This window comes from Symbiopectobacterium sp. (genome assembly GCF_047692315.1).
Classification (GTDB): Bacteria; Pseudomonadota; Gammaproteobacteria; order Enterobacterales; family Enterobacteriaceae; genus Symbiopectobacterium.
This window is the reverse complement of the sequence record NZ_JBLLJS010000019.1, coordinates 47,873-64,511: the sequence shown is the minus strand read 5'-3', so window position 1 is coordinate 64,511 and position 16,639 is coordinate 47,873. Positions and strand designations below refer to the sequence as shown.

General features: G+C 51.9%; 15 protein-coding genes and 2 pseudogenes. 12 read left to right on the top strand and 5 right to left on the bottom strand.

Annotated elements, in window-relative coordinates:
* Window positions 1-52: 52 nt before the first annotated feature.
* The 3 genes from clpP to bolA all read right to left on the bottom strand — a co-directional run bounded on the left by clpP (window position 53) and on the right by bolA (window position 3,054).
* The gene (gene clpP, locus ACMZI0_RS09155; protein WP_415672718.1) at window positions 53-676 is read right to left on the bottom strand and encodes an ATP-dependent Clp endopeptidase proteolytic subunit ClpP; all 624 of its coding nucleotides are present in this window, start codon (window positions 674-676) and stop codon (window positions 53-55) included.
* A 472-nt stretch (window positions 677-1,148) separates the two neighbouring features.
* Window positions 1,149-2,453 carry a trigger factor gene (gene tig, locus ACMZI0_RS09150; RefSeq protein ID WP_415672717.1) on the bottom strand — a complete coding sequence of 435 codons (1,305 nt, stop codon included), beginning with the start codon at window positions 2,451-2,453 and terminating at the stop codon, window positions 1,149-1,151.
* 286 nt (window positions 2,454-2,739) lie between these two features.
* Window positions 2,740-3,054: a transcriptional regulator BolA gene (bolA, locus tag ACMZI0_RS09145; protein ID WP_415672716.1), complete on the bottom strand. Its 315-nt coding sequence runs from the start codon at window positions 3,052-3,054 to the stop codon at window positions 2,740-2,742.
* A gap of 237 nt (window positions 3,055-3,291) precedes the next feature.
* Between bolA and ACMZI0_RS09140 the strand changes: the two genes are divergently transcribed.
* The 8 genes and pseudogenes from ACMZI0_RS09140 (at window position 3,292) to ACMZI0_RS09105 (ending at window position 12,139) form a co-directional block, all read left to right on the top strand.
* On the top strand, window positions 3,292-3,870 hold the full coding sequence (locus tag ACMZI0_RS09140) for a lipoprotein (protein WP_415672715.1): 579 nt from the start codon (window positions 3,292-3,294) through the stop codon (window positions 3,868-3,870).
* A gap of 55 nt (window positions 3,871-3,925) precedes the next feature.
* Window positions 3,926-5,427: pseudogene (gene ampG, locus ACMZI0_RS09135) on the top strand (muropeptide MFS transporter AmpG).
* Between the two features lie 366 nt (window positions 5,428-5,793).
* Window positions 5,794-6,759 carry a cytochrome o ubiquinol oxidase subunit II gene (gene cyoA, locus ACMZI0_RS09130; protein ID WP_415672714.1) on the top strand — a complete coding sequence of 322 codons (966 nt, stop codon included), beginning with the start codon at window positions 5,794-5,796 and terminating at the stop codon, window positions 6,757-6,759.
* Between the two features lie 4 nt (window positions 6,760-6,763).
* A complete protein-coding gene (gene cyoB, locus ACMZI0_RS09125; protein ID WP_415672713.1) occupies window positions 6,764-8,755 on the top strand; it encodes a cytochrome o ubiquinol oxidase subunit I in 1,992 nt (663 codons plus the stop codon).
* On the top strand, window positions 8,745-9,368 hold the full coding sequence (locus ACMZI0_RS09120) for a cytochrome o ubiquinol oxidase subunit III (RefSeq protein ID WP_415672712.1): 624 nt from the start codon (window positions 8,745-8,747) through the stop codon (window positions 9,366-9,368). The genes cyoB and ACMZI0_RS09120 overlap by 11 nt, the downstream gene beginning before the upstream one ends.
* Window positions 9,368-9,697, top strand: a complete 330-nt coding sequence (locus ACMZI0_RS09115; RefSeq protein WP_415672711.1) for a cytochrome o ubiquinol oxidase subunit IV — start codon at window positions 9,368-9,370, stop codon at window positions 9,695-9,697. The genes ACMZI0_RS09120 and ACMZI0_RS09115 overlap by 1 nt, the downstream gene beginning before the upstream one ends.
* A gap of 14 nt (window positions 9,698-9,711) precedes the next feature.
* Window positions 9,712-10,602: a heme o synthase gene (gene cyoE, locus ACMZI0_RS09110; RefSeq protein WP_415672736.1), complete on the top strand. Its 891-nt coding sequence runs from the start codon at window positions 9,712-9,714 to the stop codon at window positions 10,600-10,602.
* A 187-nt stretch (window positions 10,603-10,789) separates the two neighbouring features.
* Window positions 10,790-12,139 (top strand): MFS transporter, encoded by a 1,350-nt coding sequence (locus ACMZI0_RS09105; RefSeq protein ID WP_415672710.1) that lies wholly within the window; start codon window positions 10,790-10,792, stop codon window positions 12,137-12,139.
* 64 nt (window positions 12,140-12,203) lie between these two features.
* On the opposite strand, the gene ACMZI0_RS09100 is transcribed toward ACMZI0_RS09105, so the two are convergent.
* Window positions 12,204-12,695 carry a YajQ family cyclic di-GMP-binding protein gene (locus ACMZI0_RS09100; protein ID WP_415672709.1) on the bottom strand — a complete coding sequence of 164 codons (492 nt, stop codon included), beginning with the start codon at window positions 12,693-12,695 and terminating at the stop codon, window positions 12,204-12,206.
* A 211-nt stretch (window positions 12,696-12,906) separates the two neighbouring features.
* On the opposite strand from ACMZI0_RS09100, the gene panE reads away from it, so the two are divergent.
* From panE to ACMZI0_RS09080, 4 genes are all read left to right on the top strand, one after another.
* Complete coding sequence (gene panE, locus ACMZI0_RS09095; protein WP_415672708.1) at window positions 12,907-13,842, top strand: 2-dehydropantoate 2-reductase; 936 nt, start codon at window positions 12,907-12,909, stop codon at window positions 13,840-13,842.
* On the top strand, window positions 13,805-14,395 hold the full coding sequence (gene yajL, locus ACMZI0_RS09090; protein ID WP_415672707.1) for a protein deglycase YajL: 591 nt from the start codon (window positions 13,805-13,807) through the stop codon (window positions 14,393-14,395). Before panE ends, yajL begins: the two co-directional genes overlap by 38 nt.
* A gap of 114 nt (window positions 14,396-14,509) precedes the next feature.
* Window positions 14,510-14,749, top strand: a complete 240-nt coding sequence (locus ACMZI0_RS09085; RefSeq protein ID WP_415672706.1) for a type II toxin-antitoxin system RelB/DinJ family antitoxin — start codon at window positions 14,510-14,512, stop codon at window positions 14,747-14,749.
* Between the two features lie 45 nt (window positions 14,750-14,794).
* Window positions 14,795-15,079, top strand: coding sequence for a type II toxin-antitoxin system RelE family toxin (locus tag ACMZI0_RS09080; RefSeq protein WP_415672705.1), 285 nt, complete (start codon window positions 14,795-14,797; stop codon window positions 15,077-15,079).
* A 55-nt stretch (window positions 15,080-15,134) separates the two neighbouring features.
* Here the strand turns inward: ACMZI0_RS09080 and thiI are convergent.
* Window positions 15,135-16,577, bottom strand: a pseudogene (gene thiI, locus ACMZI0_RS09075) (tRNA uracil 4-sulfurtransferase ThiI).
* Window positions 16,578-16,639: the final 62 nt, after the last annotated feature.

Genomic DNA, 16,639 nt, shown 5'->3' with positions numbered 1-16,639 from the left:
ATTACGCGCTAAGGCGCATTCGTGTACCACAGGCACGTTATGGCTGGCGGCGCTATTCGCGGTGTGTTATCACGGCGTCAACCAATCCATACTCTACTGCTTCATGCGCAGAGAGGAAACGGTCACGCTCAGTGTCACTCTCTATTACTTCGAGAGGTTTGCCAGTATGTTCAGCCATCAGCTCGTTCATACGTTGCTTCACTTTCAGTATTTCACGCGCATGGATTTCGATATCCGTTGCCTGCCCCTGGAAGCCGCCCAGCGGTTGGTGAATCATCACACGTGAATTCGGCAGGCAGAAGCGTTTGCCCTTGGCACCGGCGGTGAGCAGGAAAGCGCCCATAGAACAGGCCTGCCCCATGCAGATAGTGCTGACATCCGGTTTGATAAATTTCATGGTGTCGTAAATCGACATCCCTGCTGTAATCACGCCACCCGGAGAGTTGATATACAGATAAATATCTTTTTCCGGATTTTCCGCTTCCAGAAAAAGCATCTGGGCAACGATCAGGTTGGCCATGTGATCTTCCACCTGCCCCGTCAGGAAGATAATACGTTCCTTGAGCAGTCGGGAAAAAATATCGTAAGAGCGTTCCCCGCGCGAAGTCTGTTCCACCACCATCGGCACCAGAGCCATCTGGGGTGCTAATTTTTCTTGTTCGCCACTGTATAACATTCACCTCTCCTCGATAAAATGCTTTTGGTGCCATGTATCAGATTCTACTTGAGATAACACGGGTTGACCATCTCAGGCCTGCGCCGCATTCCTCTTGAGAACGACACCGACTCGCCAAAATCCATGACCACGCGCCTCTGTTTCTTCTAGTTGGGGCATTGCGCGCTATTTCAAGCTTACACTATCTCTTATTTTAGATTAAAGGGTTATCGTGCCCACCCCGTTTACAATGCCTTGCATATCAAACCGCGCTTTGCATAAAAAAATAAGATGTTGCACGATTGAGAGACAAAACGGATTTTACCACTCACGAAACGTTTAAATGCCGCGCACAGATACACTTATCATAGTGCAATCTGACGTAACCGTGGCGGATAGGGTTTGTCGAACGAGAATCAGAGATAACAAAAAGCCCACGCCAGAGGCGCGGGCTTTTTTGGAAAAAGATAACCGACAGTAGCCAGACAGCGAATTACGCCGTGGCAGGTTGGTTCATCAGATCGTTGAAGCTGACGGCTTTCTCTACCACTTTCGCTTTGGACAACACCACTTCAACCGCTTGCTCTTCCAGAGCAACGTTACGCATGTTGTTCATCAGCTCTTTGTTTTTGCTGTAGTAAGCAACCACTTCTTGCGGTTCTTCGTAGGCAGAAGCCATCTCTTCGATCAGCGCGTTAACGCGGGCGTCATCCGCCTTCAGTTCATTGGTGCTGATCACTTCGCCCAGCAGCAAGCCGACGACAACGCGACGTTTGGCTTGTTCTTCGAACAGCTCACGCGGCAGTTCGGCAGCTTGCTTGGCGTTGCCACCAAAACGCTGTGCCGCTTGCTGACACAGAACGTCAATTTCACCATCGATCAGTGCAGCAGGAACATCGATGTCGTTGGCTTTCACCAGACCGTCGATCACCTGAGACTTGATACGGTTACGCACAGCGCCTTTCAGCTCACGCTCCATGTTTTTACGCACTTCAGCGCGCAGGCCTTCAACAGAACCATCAGCCACGCCGAAACGTGCGATGAAATCTGCGGTCAGTTCCGGCAGTTCACGCTCTTCAACTTTCTTCAGGACGATAGCGAACTGAGCCGCTTTCCCTTTCAGGTTTTCAGCGTGATAGTCTTCTGGGAAGGTGACGTCGATGGTGAATTCTTCACCGGCTTTGTGACCAACCAGACCTTCTTCAAAACCCGGGATCATGCGGCCCTGGCCCATGGCCAGAACGAAATCAGACGCTTTACCGCCATCAAACACTTCGCCGTCGATGGTGCCAGTAAAATCAACGGTTACGCGATCTTCTGCACCCGCTGCTGCATCGGTTTCTTTCCAGGTGGCTTGTTGCTTGCGCAGCGTTTCCAGCATGGCATCAACATCAGCATCAACCACGTCAACCAGCGGTTTTTCTACTTCGATGGTATCCAGGCCTTTCAGCTCTACTTCCGGATAGACTTCAAACTCTACTGCGTAGGTGAAATCTGCATCCAGTTTGTATTCGCCCGGCACATAATTCGGCGCACCAATGGGGTTGATTTTTTCTTTAATGATGGCGTCAACGAAATGACGCTGCATCAGATCGCCCAATACGTCTTGACGCACAGAGGCGCCATAACGCTGAGCGATGATGTTCATAGGCACTTTGCCTTTACGAAAACCGTCAACGCGCGCTTTTTTAGCGACATTAACCAGCTCTTTTTTTACCGCTTCTTCAATGCTATCTGCAGTGACGGTAATTGTTACGCGGCGACCAAGGCCTTGGGTGGTTTCAACTGAAACTTGCATCTTGTTACCTCAAAAAATCACAGTGCTCGATCAGCTCCAAAACCATATACGCATGGGTGTCGGTTTGGACATAACCCCACAGAACCGGGACAGCAACAGCTGGTATCTGAACCCTGTTCCTTGTCGTCAGAAGCGTCCCGATGACATTTCCGGAAAATAAGACGCGGCATTATAGCGGCATAGAGGGAGTGAGTCGAGAACAGCGCGCAGACTATTATGACAAGATAAGCGCGCTTTGATGTCGGTCACCTCTAATTGATACGTTTTTGCACGCATTCAACACGGTTCAGGCATCGATGCCCGCACCGCCGCACGCTGGCGATTTGGGCGCTTGCCCTTGCGCATCAACCCACTCTTGCGGGGTAAACATATGTAGCTCCAACGCATGCAGGCCATTCTCTAATTCCGCCGCCAGTACGCCATAGACAGCGCGATGGCGGCCAATGGTGCGTTGTCCGATAAATTGATCGCTCACCAGCACCACCTTGAAATGGCTTTGCGAGCCTGCAGGCACGCGGTGTTGATGGCTTTCATTGATCACATCCAGATGCGTAGGCGCGAAGGCGGCTCGCAATTTCGCCTCAATGGTGGCATGCATCATTATTATTACCTTTGAGCTTGTTAACCTTGCCAAACAGTATATTCCACTGGCAGGAGAATGTACTTACCTCACCGCCAGATGGCCTGGCGTTGTGATATCTCTTCGCATCGCGTCGAAAAAATGGCCATTTCCAGAGTATTTCCCCTGAATTCGCCCTTTCCCCCACTGGCGGCGATGGTATGATAACGGGAATTTTTTACCAGCGAACCACCCTAATCATTACTGAGAAAATGCACAATGTTAAAAAAACTGTTTTTTCCCGTATTGGCCGTGCTGATGCTCGCCGGATGCGCCAATCAAAGCAATACGCTTGATGTCTCTCCTAAAATTAACGTGCCAGCGCAAGATCCGACCCTGATGGGCATTACCGCCAGCATCAATGGGGCCGATCAGCGTGCCGATCAGGCCTTAGCCAAAGTTAACCGTGACGGGCAACTGATTGTTCTGACACCTTCGCGCGATCTGCGTTTCCTGCTGCAAGAAGCGCTGGAAAAACAGATGGCTGCACGCGGTTACATGATCGGCACTGGTGGCCCGGTTGCTCTGCAAATCGTCGTTAACCAACTGTATGCTGACGTCGCGGAAGGCAACCTGCGCCATAACATCACCGCACGCGCGGATATTTCGATCATCTCTCAGGCAGCCAACGGCAACAAACAGGTCAAGAATTACCGTTCTACCTATAATATCCAGGGCGCCCTGACCGCGACCAACGAAAAAATCACCAACGCCGTCAATACAGTATTGGGCGATGTCATCAATGATATGGCGCAAGACACTACTGTCAGCAGCTTCATTAAGGCTAACGCCCGATAATTTCCCACGCTGTTTTCCTCTATCCTGTCCGGTGGGATAGAGGAAAGGATCTGCCATGCTACATCGTTTTTTTACCCTTGCTCGTCAACCTTATTCACTGTCACTCCTGGTGCTGGGCTTCGCTTCCGGGCTGCCGCTGGCGCTGACCTCCGGCGCGTTGAAGGCATGGATGACCGTTGCCAACGTCGATTTGAAAACCATCGGTTTCTTCTCCCTGGTGGGACAAGCCTATGTTTTCAAGTTTATGTGGGCACCGATGATGGACCGCTACACCCCACCCTTTCTCGGCCGACGCCGCGGCTGGCTGCTGATAAGCCAGGTGCTGCTGGTGGGTTTGATTGCCGCCATGGCACTGCTTGAACCCGGCAAACACCTGTGGTGGTTAGCCGTGATTGCCGTTTTGGTGGCATTTTGCTCCGCCTCGCAGGATATCGTTTTTGACGCCTACAAAACGGATCTATTACCTGCAGATCAACGCGGCACGGGTGCGGCCATTTCAGTGCTGGTGCTGGGCTACCATCTAGCCATGCTGGTTTCCGGTGGACTGGCGCTGTGGCTGGCCGATCGCTATCTCGGTTGGCACGCCACCTATGTGCTGATGGCGCTGTTACTGCTGCCGGGCATTATCGCCACCTTGCGGGCGCCAGAGCCAGTGTTAGATGCCCCGGCACCGCGCACCCTTGAGCAAGCGATGTTTGCCCCGCTGCGCGACTTTTTTTCACGCAATAACGCCTGGCTGATTTTATTGCTGATCGTGCTGTATAAATTAGGCGATGCGTTCGCAATGAGCCTCAGTACACCCTTCCTGATTCGTGGCGTGGGTTTCAATGCGGGCGACGTTGGGCTGGTCAACAAAACGCTGGGGCTCTTTGCCACCATCGTGGGTGCCTTGTATGGCGGGCTATTGATGCAGCGCCTCACGTTGTTCCGTGCCCTGCTGATATTCGGTATCTTGCAGGCTATCTCCAATGCGGGCTACTGGCTGCTGGCGATCACCGCCAAAAATCTGGTGACCATGGCAGGCGTCATCTTTCTGGAAAACCTGTGTGGCGGGATGGGTACCGCTGCGTTCGTTGCGTTACTGATGACCTTGTGCAACAAGTCGTTTTCCGCCACACAGTTCGCGCTGCTTTCCGCCCTCTCTGCCGTAGGGCGCGTCTACGTTGGCCCCATCGCTGGCTGGTTAGTCGAAACCTACGATTGAGCCTGGTTCTATTTATTTACCATTTATTTACCATCACAATCTCTGTTCCGGGATTGATTTTACTGCTGGTATGCCGACAACCCCTGGAATATACCCAACGCACCGACACCTTTATGCCGCGCACCACCTACCCCCGCTATTATCGCCTCGCACTGCAGGTGTTAGCAGCAGGATGTGCGCTGTTATTCATCTGGTTGACCCTAACGATAGCCCACGCGCTGGGTGCCAATGCAGTTGATAAAATCAATGATAACCTTCTGATGATATGGGGTATTCTTGTCATTTTCGGCGCGCTTTTTGGTAGTTTGCTCGACTATTTATCCTTACGAAATTCACCCTCGACTGATGCGTGAAAATAGCGCTAAACCAGCGTAGTTATCACTCCATCGTATTATTACGTTATTTTTCGCGTTGGCTCACTTTTTCCTGGCTATTTTATTGTCAGGAAAAAGTGCGAGAGCAAACGAAGTTCATTCGATGGAAAATTACCCATCAAGCGGGTTGTAATTTTTTTATCCATCCATACTTCTCTACGGGACAAATTTAATTCACTGTTTTTAATAAATTTTTCCTGACGACAAGATAATTGTGACATTCAGGGCAAAAATCAGCAACAAAGCGCTGACATAACCTTAATCATGTTTACAGTGCAGTAACCTTACCGTAAAATACCCGCTCGCATGAAATGACAATAGAGCCCTTGTTATTGAGGTCGCTAGATGAGACTCAGGAAATACAATAAAATTTTTGGGATGTTGTCTTTATTCGCAACCGCAGCACTACTGGGCGGTTGCGATATGGCATTGATTAACCCCAAAGGACAGGTCGGGTTGGAGCAACGGTCGTTGATTCTGACGGCAATCGGGTTGATGTTGATCGTGGTTATTCCGGTAATCGTGATGACCATCGCTTTTGCCTGGAAGTTCCGCGCTTCCAACACCAAGGCAAAATATACCCCGAACTGGTCACACTCCAACAAGATTGAAGCGGTGGTATGGACAGTTCCCATCATCATCATTCTTATTCTGGGTACTATTACCTGGAAAACCACCCATTCGCTCGATCCGTATAAGCCGTTGGCCTCCGAGGCCAAGCCGATTACCGTCGAAGTGATTTCCCTCGACTGGAAGTGGCTGTTTGTATACCCGGAATTGGGTATCGCCACGGTCAATGAGCTAGCGTTCCCTGCCAATGTACCGGTGAACTTCAAGATCACCTCCGATACGGTGATGAACTCCTTCTTCATCCCGCGTCTGGGTGGGCAGATTTACGCCATGGCCGGTATGCAAACCAAACTGCATCTTATCGCCAATGAGCCGGGTAAATACGATGGTATTTCCGGTGGTTATAGCGGGAAAGGCTTCTCTGGCATGAAGTTTACCGCCATCGCTACGCCAAGCCAGCAGGAATTCGATCAGTGGGTTGCCACCGTGCGCGCGTCCAGCAAAACGCTAAACAGCACCGAAGAATTCAATGCTCTGGCAAAACCCAGCGAATTCCACCCGGTAGAGTACTTCTCCAGCGTGCAACCTGAGCTGTTTGAAAACCTGATTCACAAATTCACGCAAAGTGGCGGCGCGCCTGCGCATCACCATGCGGGAAGTGAAACGGAACAAGATGGCATGCAACACGGTGACAACATGAACATGAGCGAGCACGCCTCGCACCAAGGCGCCGAGGGATAAGACGATGTTCGGAAAACTAACTCTTGATGCGATTCCGTATCATGAACCCATTATCATGGTCACGGTGGCCGGTATTATTGTCGGCGGCCTGGCGCTTTTAGCGGCCATCACCTACTTCGGCAAATGGAAGTGGCTGTGGGCCGAGTGGTTCACCTCGGTAGATCACAAACGTATCGGCATCATGTACATGATCGTCGCGTTTATCATGATGTTGCGTGGCTTTGCCGATGCCATCATGATGCGCGGTCAACAAGTACTGGCTTCGGCGAGTGAGGCAGGTTTCCTCAACGCGCACCACTACGATCAGATATTTACCGCGCACGGCGTAATCATGATTTTCTTCGTGGCAACGCCGTTTGTGGTCGGTCTGATGAACCTGGCTGTGCCGTTGCAAATCGGCGCGCGCGACGTGGCCTTCCCCTTCCTCAACTCGCTCAGCTTCTGGCTGTTCGTGGTAGGCGTTATCCTGATTAACCTGTCGCTCGGTATCGGGGAATTTGCACAAACAGGTTGGGTGGCCTACCCGCCGCTTTCCGGTAAGGAGTACAGCCCCGGCGTAGGGGTCGATTACTGGATATGGAGTCTACAGATATCCGGTCTGGGCACTACGCTGACCGGGGTGAACTTCTTCGCCACCATTATCCGTATGCGCGCACCGGGCATGACGCTGATGAAAATGCCGGTCTTTACCTGGACGGCACTGTGCACCAACGTGCTGATCATCGCGGCGTTCCCGATTCTGACCGTGACCATTGCATTGCTGACCCTGGATCGCTATCTGGGCACCCGTTTCTTTACCAACGATATGGGCGGCAACATGATGATGTACATCAACCTGATCTGGGCCTGGGGCCATCCTGAGGTGTACATTCTGGTGCTGCCAATCTTCGGTGTTTACTCCGAAGTGGTTGCTACTTTCTGTAGGAAGCGTCTGTTTGGCTACACCTCACTGGTGTGGGCAACCATCGCGATTACCGTCCTGTCGTTTATTGTTTGGCTGCACCACTTCTTCACCATGGGGTCTGGCGCGAACGTTAACGCCTTCTTTGGTATAGCGACAATGATCATTTCCATCCCGACCGGGGTGAAAATTTTCAACTGGCTGTTCACCATGTATCAGGGCCGAATTCAACCGAACTCCGCCATGTACTGGACCACTGGCTTCATCATCACCTTTACCATCGGTGGGATGACCGGGGTGCTGCTGGCGGTGCCGGGTGCCAACTTTGTGTTGCACAACAGCCTGTTCCTGATTGCGCACTTCCATAACGTGATCATCGGCGGCGTGGTGTTCGGTGTGTTTGCCGGTATCACCTACTGGTTCCCGAAAGCTTTCGGCTTCACGCTGAACGAAACCTGGGGTAAACGCGCTTTCTGGTTCTGGATTATCGGCTTCTTCACTGCCTTTATGCCGCTGTACGTGCTGGGCTTCATGGGCATGACCCGTCGTCTTAGCCAACAGATTGACCCACAATTCCACTCGCTGCTGGTCGTCGCTTCAGTCGGCGCCGTGCTGATTGGTCTGGGCGTGCTGTGCCAAGTCATTCAGTTCTATGTCAGTATCCGCGATCGCGACCAAAATCGTGATTTGACCGGTGACCCGTGGGGTGGCCGTACGCTGGAATGGGAGACCTCTTCTCCGCCGCCGTTCTACAACTTTGCTATCGTGCCGCATATTCAGGAGCGCGATGCCTTTTGGGAACAGAAAGAGCGCGGTGAAGCGTATAAAAAACCGGCCAGCTATGAAGAAATTCATATGCCGAAGAACACCGGTGCAGGCGTGATTATCTCGGCGTTCAGCCTGGTATTTGGCTTCGCCATGATCTGGCATATCTGGTGGATGGTGATTGTCGGCTTTGTCGGCATGATAGCGACCTGGATCGTGCACAGCTTTAACCGCGATGTGGATTACTACGTTCCGGTCAAACAAATCGAAGAGATCGAAAACCAGCACTTCGACAATATCAGCAAAACAGGTGTGAAACATGGCAACTGAAACTCTGACGCATCATCACGCTGCTCATGACGCCCATGCCGAGCATGGGCACCACGACGCCAGCGGCACCAAGGTGCTGGGGTTCTGGGTCTACCTCATGAGCGATCTGATCATTTTCGGCTCGCTGTTCGCCACTTTTGCCGTTCTGGTGAACGGCACGGCGGGCGGCCCGTCCGGAAAAGGGCTGTTTGACCTCAAATTTGTACTGGTCGAAACCTTCGCTCTGCTGCTGAGCAGTATCACCTTCGGCATGGCGATGATCGCCATGTATAAAGGCAACGTGGCACGCATCAACACCTGGCTGGCCATCACCCTTCTGTTCGGTCTGGTGTTTATCGGGATGGAAATCTATGAATTCCATCACCTGATTGCAGAAGGATACGGCCCGGATCGCAGCGCGTTCCTGTCAGCCTTCTTTGCGCTGGTAGGTACCCACGGGATCCACGTCATCTCCGGTCTAATCTGGCTTATCGTGATGATGATCCAGGTCTCACGTTGGGGTATCACCCCTACCGTGAAAACCCGTTTGATGTGTCTGAGCCTGTTCTGGCACTTCCTTGACGTGGTATGGATCTGTGTCTTTACCGTAGTTTATCTGATGGGGGCGATGTAATGAGTCATTCTACGACCGATCACGGCGCTAGCCACGGCAGCGTTCAGTCTTATCTCATCGGCTTTATTATGTCGGTCATTCTGACCGTGATCCCGCTCGGCCTGGTGATGGCGGGTTCCGCCTCACCGGCAGTGATCATGGAAGGCGTGGTTGGTTGCGCCGTGGTACAGATTCTGGTTCACCTGGTCTACTTCCTGCATCTGAACAACTCTTCCGGGCAGTGCTGGAACGTGGTAGCACTGGTGTTCGCCATTCTGATTATCGCCATCGTGGTGGTTGGGTCCATCAGGATCATGATGAGCGCACACCACAATATGATGATTTCGTAATCGAGCCAGACATGATGATTAAGCAATACCTACAAGTCACAAAACCAGGAATCATTTTCGGCAACCTGATTTCTGTTGTCGGGGGTTTTCTGCTGGCGTCCAAAGGCAGTATCGATTATCCCCTCTTTATCGCTACCCTGTTTGGGGTGTCGTTGGTGGTTGCGTCCGGTTGCGTATTCAATAACGTCATCGACCGCGACATCGACAAAAAGATGGAGAGAACCAAAAACAGAGTCATGGTGAAGGGGCTGATTTCGGTCAAGGTTTCGCTGGGTTATGCGGCTGCGTTAGGTATTGCCGGTTTTGCGTTGCTTTACATTGCGGCAAATCCGCTGGCTATGTGGCTGTCAGTGATGGGCTTTGCGGTATATGTGGGTGTCTACAGTCTGTATATGAAGCGCCACTCGGTCTACGGTACGCTGATCGGCAGCCTGTCCGGAGCCGCTCCGCCCGTTATTGGTTATTGCGCCGTGAGCAACCAGTTTGATGCAGGCACATTGATCCTGCTGTTGATCTTCAGCCTGTGGCAAATGCCGCACTCCTACGCTATCGCCATTTTCCGCTTCAAGGATTATCAGGCAGCCAACATTCCGGTATTACCCGTGGTGAAAGGCATTTCCGTTGCGAAAAACCATATTACGCTGTACATCCTGGCGTTTATGGTGGCAACGCTAATGCTGTCGCTGGGTGGTTATGCCGGGTATAAATATCTGGTTGTTGCTGCATCCGTGAGCATCTGGTGGTTGGGCATGGCGTTGTCAGGCTACAAGAAACCCAATGATGACAAAGTGTGGGCACGCAAACTCTTTGTGTTCTCGATCGTTGCCATCACTTCACTGAGCGTGATGATGTCCGTCGACTCAATGGCGCCCATGCAGGATGTGCTGATCACCGCGCTGCGCTAATGCAAACATGATTTTTGACGTTAAAAACAGACGACCTCCATCGTCTGTTTTTTTGCGCACACCCTCGTGTTTTGCTGCATTTAATATGTCATTTTATGACAGCGCGCCAAATCAAGTAACAAAGCCACCATTTTACGGCCCGATGAGTAAGGCACTACAATAGCGCCAACGCGAATTTGAGGTTTTCATGAACGACACATCCCTCACAGACAACATCATGACGCCGCGCGAACGGCGCGCAACCTGGGGTTTAGGTGCCGTCTTTTCCCTGCGTATGCTCGGCATGTTTATGGTGTTGCCAGTGCTTACGACTTACGGCATGACATTGCAGGGTGCCAGCGAATCCTTGATTGGTCTCGCTATCGGTATCTATGGCTTGATGCAGGCGCTGTTCCAGGTGCCCTTTGGCCTGCTTTCCGATCGTGTCGGGCGTAAACCGCTCATTGTTATCGGCTTGCTCATGTTTGTGCTCGGCAGCGTAATTGCCGCCCTCAGTACTAATATCTGGGGCATTATCCTCGGTCGCGCATTACAGGGCGCGGGAGCGATATCGGCGGCGGTTATGGCGTTGCTATCAGATTTGACACGCGAACAAAATCGCACCAAAGCGATGGCTTTTATCGGCATCAGTTTCGGCGTGACCTTTGCCATTGCCATGGTGCTTGGCCCGATCGTCGCGCACGCCTGGGGATTACAATCGCTGTTCTGGTGCATGGCCCTGCTCGCATCACTCGGTATTGTGATCACCCTGACACTGATCCCCAACGCGGCGAACCACGCGCTTAATCGGGAATCCGCCATTGTACGCGGCAGCATTCGCCAGGTACTCAGTAACAGCCGGCTGGTGAAACTCAATATCGGCATCATGTGCCTGCATATCCTGCTGATGTCGAGTTTTGTCGCCCTGCCGCGCGTGCTGGAGCAGGCCGGTCTGCCCGCTGAAGCACACTGGAAAGTTTATCTATACACCATGCTGATTTCATTTATTGGTGTACTGCCGTTTATCATCTATGCCGAAGTAAAACGGCAGATGAAGCGGGTATTTGTCGGTTGTATCATCGTGCTGCTGGCCGCAGAAGGGATTTTATGGATGGCGGGCAGCCAATTCTGGCCTATCGTAGCAGGCGTTCAGCTGTTTTTTCTGGCGTTTAATATTATGGAAGCACTGCTGCCGTCGCTTATCAGCAAAGAGGCTCCGGCGGGCTATAAGGGCACTGCAATGGGCGTTTATTCCACCACCCAGTTTATCGGTGTTGCCATCGGTGGCAGCATGGGCGGCGCGCTGTTTCAATTCCACGGCGCGGCTTGGGTGTTTGCAGCAGGAACGCTGCTCTGTGCACTGTGGCTTATCGTGGGCGTCAGTATGAAGGAGCCACCGTATCTCAGCAGCCTGCGTATTGCCCTGCCCGACGAGGCGCTGGACGACTCAGCGTTAGCGCAAAAAATACGCATACACCCGGGTGTGGCTGAAGCCATCGTTGTGCCGGAAGAGCGCAGTGCCTATGTTAAAATCGATCGTCAGAAAACCAGTCGCTAGCAGCTCGAAGCGCTGATCGGACAAGCCTGAGCCCAAACGGGCCAGCATCGCTGGCCCCATGCAATTAATCGCGGAAATTAGTGAACTGGAAAGGTTGCCCCAAATTCGCACCGCGAATCAACGCAATCACGCCTTGCAGATCATCACGCGCTTTGCCGGTGACGCGCAGCTGATCGCCCTGAATCTGCGTCTGCACTTTCAGCTTGCTGTCTTTGATCAGCTTGACGATTTTTTTCGCCTGCTCCGGCTCAATGCCCTGTTTCAGCTTGGCGTTGACGCTGTAGGTCTTGCCGCTGTGTTCCATCTCTTCAGGAATGTCCAATGCGCCCGCTTCTATACCCCGTTTCACCAGTTTTTCGCTCAGGATATCAACCAGCTGTTGCACCTGAAAATCGGACTCGCTGGCTACTTTGATCTGCTCATTTTTTTCATTCAGCTCAAAACTTGCCGGTACGTTACGGAAATCCCAGCGATTGGTCAGTTCGCGCGAAGCGTTCTCAACCGCGTTGCGGATTTCCTGCATATCGATTTCCGATACAATATCGAAAGATGGCATAATCAATTCTCCCTGACTTATGCGTTGGAATAGGGTTATGTGGCATGCATGATACCTGTTCTCCAGAGAGAAACAACATCCGCCGGCCTTGGTGCTTGCAGTCCATTTTTCGCGCGCCATAATACTTAATTAACTGGGCAGAAAGAATCAACCAAAAGAAAACAGCCGCCGTCACACTGCGCGCTACGCGCATTCATAAAGGAAACCTCAGATGAAAATTACCGTGCTGGGTTGCGGCGCACTTGGGCAGCTTTGGCTTGCCGCATTACATCAGCAAGGCCACGACGTTCAGGGATGGATGCGTTTTCCCGCCCCGCTCTGCGCCGTCAATGTGCAAATGCTGAACGGAACGCTGTGTAATCTGATGCTGCCGACAAACGATCCCGAACATCTGATACAGAGCGAACTGTTGCTGGTAACGCTAAAAGCCTGGCAGGTTTCCGATGCGGTCAATGCGCTGTTACCGAATATTGCGCCCAACTGCACTATTCTGTTGTTACATAACGGCATGGGGACTCGGGAAGAGCTACCTGACTTGACTCAGCCATTGCTGCAAGGTGTTACCACCCATGCAGCCCGACGCGATGCGACGCTGGTGGTGCACGTTGCCGGAGGCACCACGCACATCGGTGCCATTACCCGCGGCAATAACCGCGGAATCGTCCCCCACAGCGAAACACACACCGCACTGGCAGAGTTGCTGCATCAGGCGCTGCCGGATGTCGCCTGGCACAACAACATTATCGTGACGTGCTGGCGTAAACTGGCCGCAAACTGCGTCATCAACCCCTTGACGGTGCTTTATGACTGCAAAAACGGCGCGTTAAGCGCCTATCCACAGCAGATAGACTTGCTGTGTCAGGAGATTGCACGCGTGATGGAGCGTGAAGGCCATCCCGATTCACAGGAACAGGTAAAACTGTACGTAGAGCAATTGATTCAGAACACTGCCGAGAACACCTCCTCGATGTTGCAGGATATTCGGGCGCAGCGTCATACTGAAATTGACTACATTACAGGCTATCTGCTGCAACGCGCCCGCGCCCACGGACTAGCGCTGCCAGAGAACAGCCGTTTATTTGAAATGATTAAGCTTAAGGAAAGCGAATATGACCGCATCGGTACTCCTCTGTCTGGCACCTGGTAGCGAAGAAACCGAGGCTGTCACTACCTTCGACCTGTTGGTGAGAGCTGGCATTAACGTTACCGTGGCCAGTGTTGCCAGCGACGGTTCGACGACAGTCACCTGCTCACGTGGCGCAAGGTTGGTGGCAGATGCACCGCTAGTCTCCGTCGCGGATAACCCGTTTGACGCCACCGTGTTACCCGGTGGCGTCAAGGGCGCGGAATGCTTTCGCGATAGCCCGTTGCTAGTGGAATGTATTCGCCAGAAGCATCAGGAAGGTAAAATCGTTGCCGCCATTTGCGCCGTGCCTGCGCTAGTACTGGAACATCATCAGTTGTTCCCGGTTGGCAACATGACCGGATACCCCACGCTGAAAGAAAAGATTGCGCCAGAAAAATGGATGGATAAGCGAGTGGTGTTCGATCCCCGTGTCAACCTGCTTACCAGCCAGGGGCCCGGAACCAGCATGGATTTCGCCTTGAAACTTATCGATTTACTGTTGGGGCGTGCCGAGGCAGCAGAAGTCGCAGCGCAGTTGGTGCTGCCACCGGGAATTTATGATTATCGGGATTGATGCCTACATCTCTGTGGCTAACAGCGTTGATAGCCTGATGATAGTTTGCCATAATGCCATTATAAAAGTAATTACATTTGTCATTGCAAGCTATCATACTAAATGGGGAACATCATGGGACACTTGAACATTCGCATCGATGACGAGCTTAAAGCGCGCTCTTTTAGTGTCTTGGAGAAACTGGGGATGACGCCTTCCGAGCTACTGCATCAAACACTGGAATACGTTGCCACCAATGAGCGACTGCCCTTTCGCCAAATGCTGTTAAGCGATGAGGACGCGGTATTGATCGAAGTTGCTCGCCAACGGCTGAAAAATCCTCAGCCCGTCAGAGTGACGCTTGATGACCTGTAAGCAGGAAATGGATTGATAGATGACGTCATTTAAAAAGGAATTTTAATGACTTACTTTTTGGATTTTGATGCTAATGCGCTCAAAGAATGGCGAAAGTTAGGTTCAACCATCAGAGAGCAATTCAAAAAGAAACTGGCTGAAATTCTTCAGAATCCACATGTCGAGTCAAACAGATTAAGAGAATTGCCCAACTGTTATAAAATCAAACTACGCAGTTCGGGTTACAGAATGATTTATCAGGTTAAGGAAGATATTGTCACTGTGTATGTGGTCGCGATCGAAAAACGAGAGCGTTCTGCCGCCTATCAGGATGCAGCAAAGCGGCTGTAATTAAGCCTCCGATTCCGTCACCCTCCGCACACGCGGAGGATGACCCGAGAGGGATTTAAGGCCGATATACCTTCACGTTGCTGAACCCTTGCTCACGCAGATACAGCGCCTGCAAGCGACTCATGACGCCACGTTCGCAGTACAGCAGATAGGTTTTACCCTGATCAAGATCACCGAACTGCGTGCTGAGTTTGTAGAACGGCGGCGATTTGATTTCGACACCTGCTGGCAGCGCAAGCGGTCGATCGTCTTGCTCATCTACAGAGCGAATATCCAGCAGAATATCGTCGGCAGAAAGCGACGCAACGGTTTCAACTTCCGTTACTTCTTGCGAGGTCTGGGTTGCGATATCTCGGATATCGATATTGCGCGCTTCCGATACCACCCAGTCGAGGATCTCAAAGTCAAACTTGCCCTCTTCTTCTTCGATCTTCGCCTTCACCGTCGGGCTCTTGGAAATCACGCCGCAATACTCAGGCATGGTCTTGGCAAAGTCTTCCGTGCCTAACTGACGCGCCAGTTTGATGATGTGCTCTTTATCGTGCGAAATCAGCGGGCGCAGGATCAGCGTATCCGATGCATTATCAATCAGACGCAGGTTGGTCAGCGTTTGGCTGGAAACCTGTCCTAACGCTTCGCCCGTGACCAACGCCTGAACGCCGTAACGCTCAGCAATGCGGGAAGCGGCACGCACTATCATGCGTTTGAGCACCACGCCCATCTGACCATCATCCACTTTTTCCAGGATCTCACCCACCACGGGTTCAAAATCAATGGCTACAAAGCGCACGCGGTGTGAGCAGCCAAAACGCTTCCACAAATAATAGGCAACCTATTTGACGCCAATTTCATGCGCCGCACCGCCCAGATTAAAGAAACAGTAATGCACACGGCAGCCGCGACGAATCAACATATAGCTGGATACGCCCGAATCGAAACCGCCGGAAATCAGCGACAGCACATCTTCCTGCGTACCGATCGGGAAGCCGCCAATGCCTTCATAACAGCCTTTGATCAACAGCAGACGGTCTTGTTCGATTTCCAGATGAACCGTTACCTACGGCGTGGTGAGGTTAACGCGCGCACTTTCGATGTGTTGATTAAGCCCACCGCCGACGTAACGTTCAACATCCTATGAAGAGAATTCGTGCTTGCCACGGCGTTTCACACGCATACAAAAGCTTTTTCCTTCGAGCTGAGGACGATAAAGCGCCAGCGTTTGTTCAAAAATGTCGTGCACGTCCGTGTAAGCGTGGTCTTCAACATCCAAAATATGATGAATGCCAGGAATACGGGTTAACGCATCGCGAATCTCTTCGCGTTGGCTTTCCTCTTTGGCACGGACTTCGATATGATCCCAATGACGGACGACGGCCAGTTGGTCGTCATAGTGCTTGAGCACGTTACGAATGTTACCGGTAAGTATCTTAATAAAGCGCAACCGCACAGATTGACTCTTGATGGTGATTTCCGGGAACAATTTAATGATAAACTTCATGATGGCCGTCGTTACTTGGTCAAATGGGCGTAAGTGTTAACCCGAGTGCTACATTCACGTTA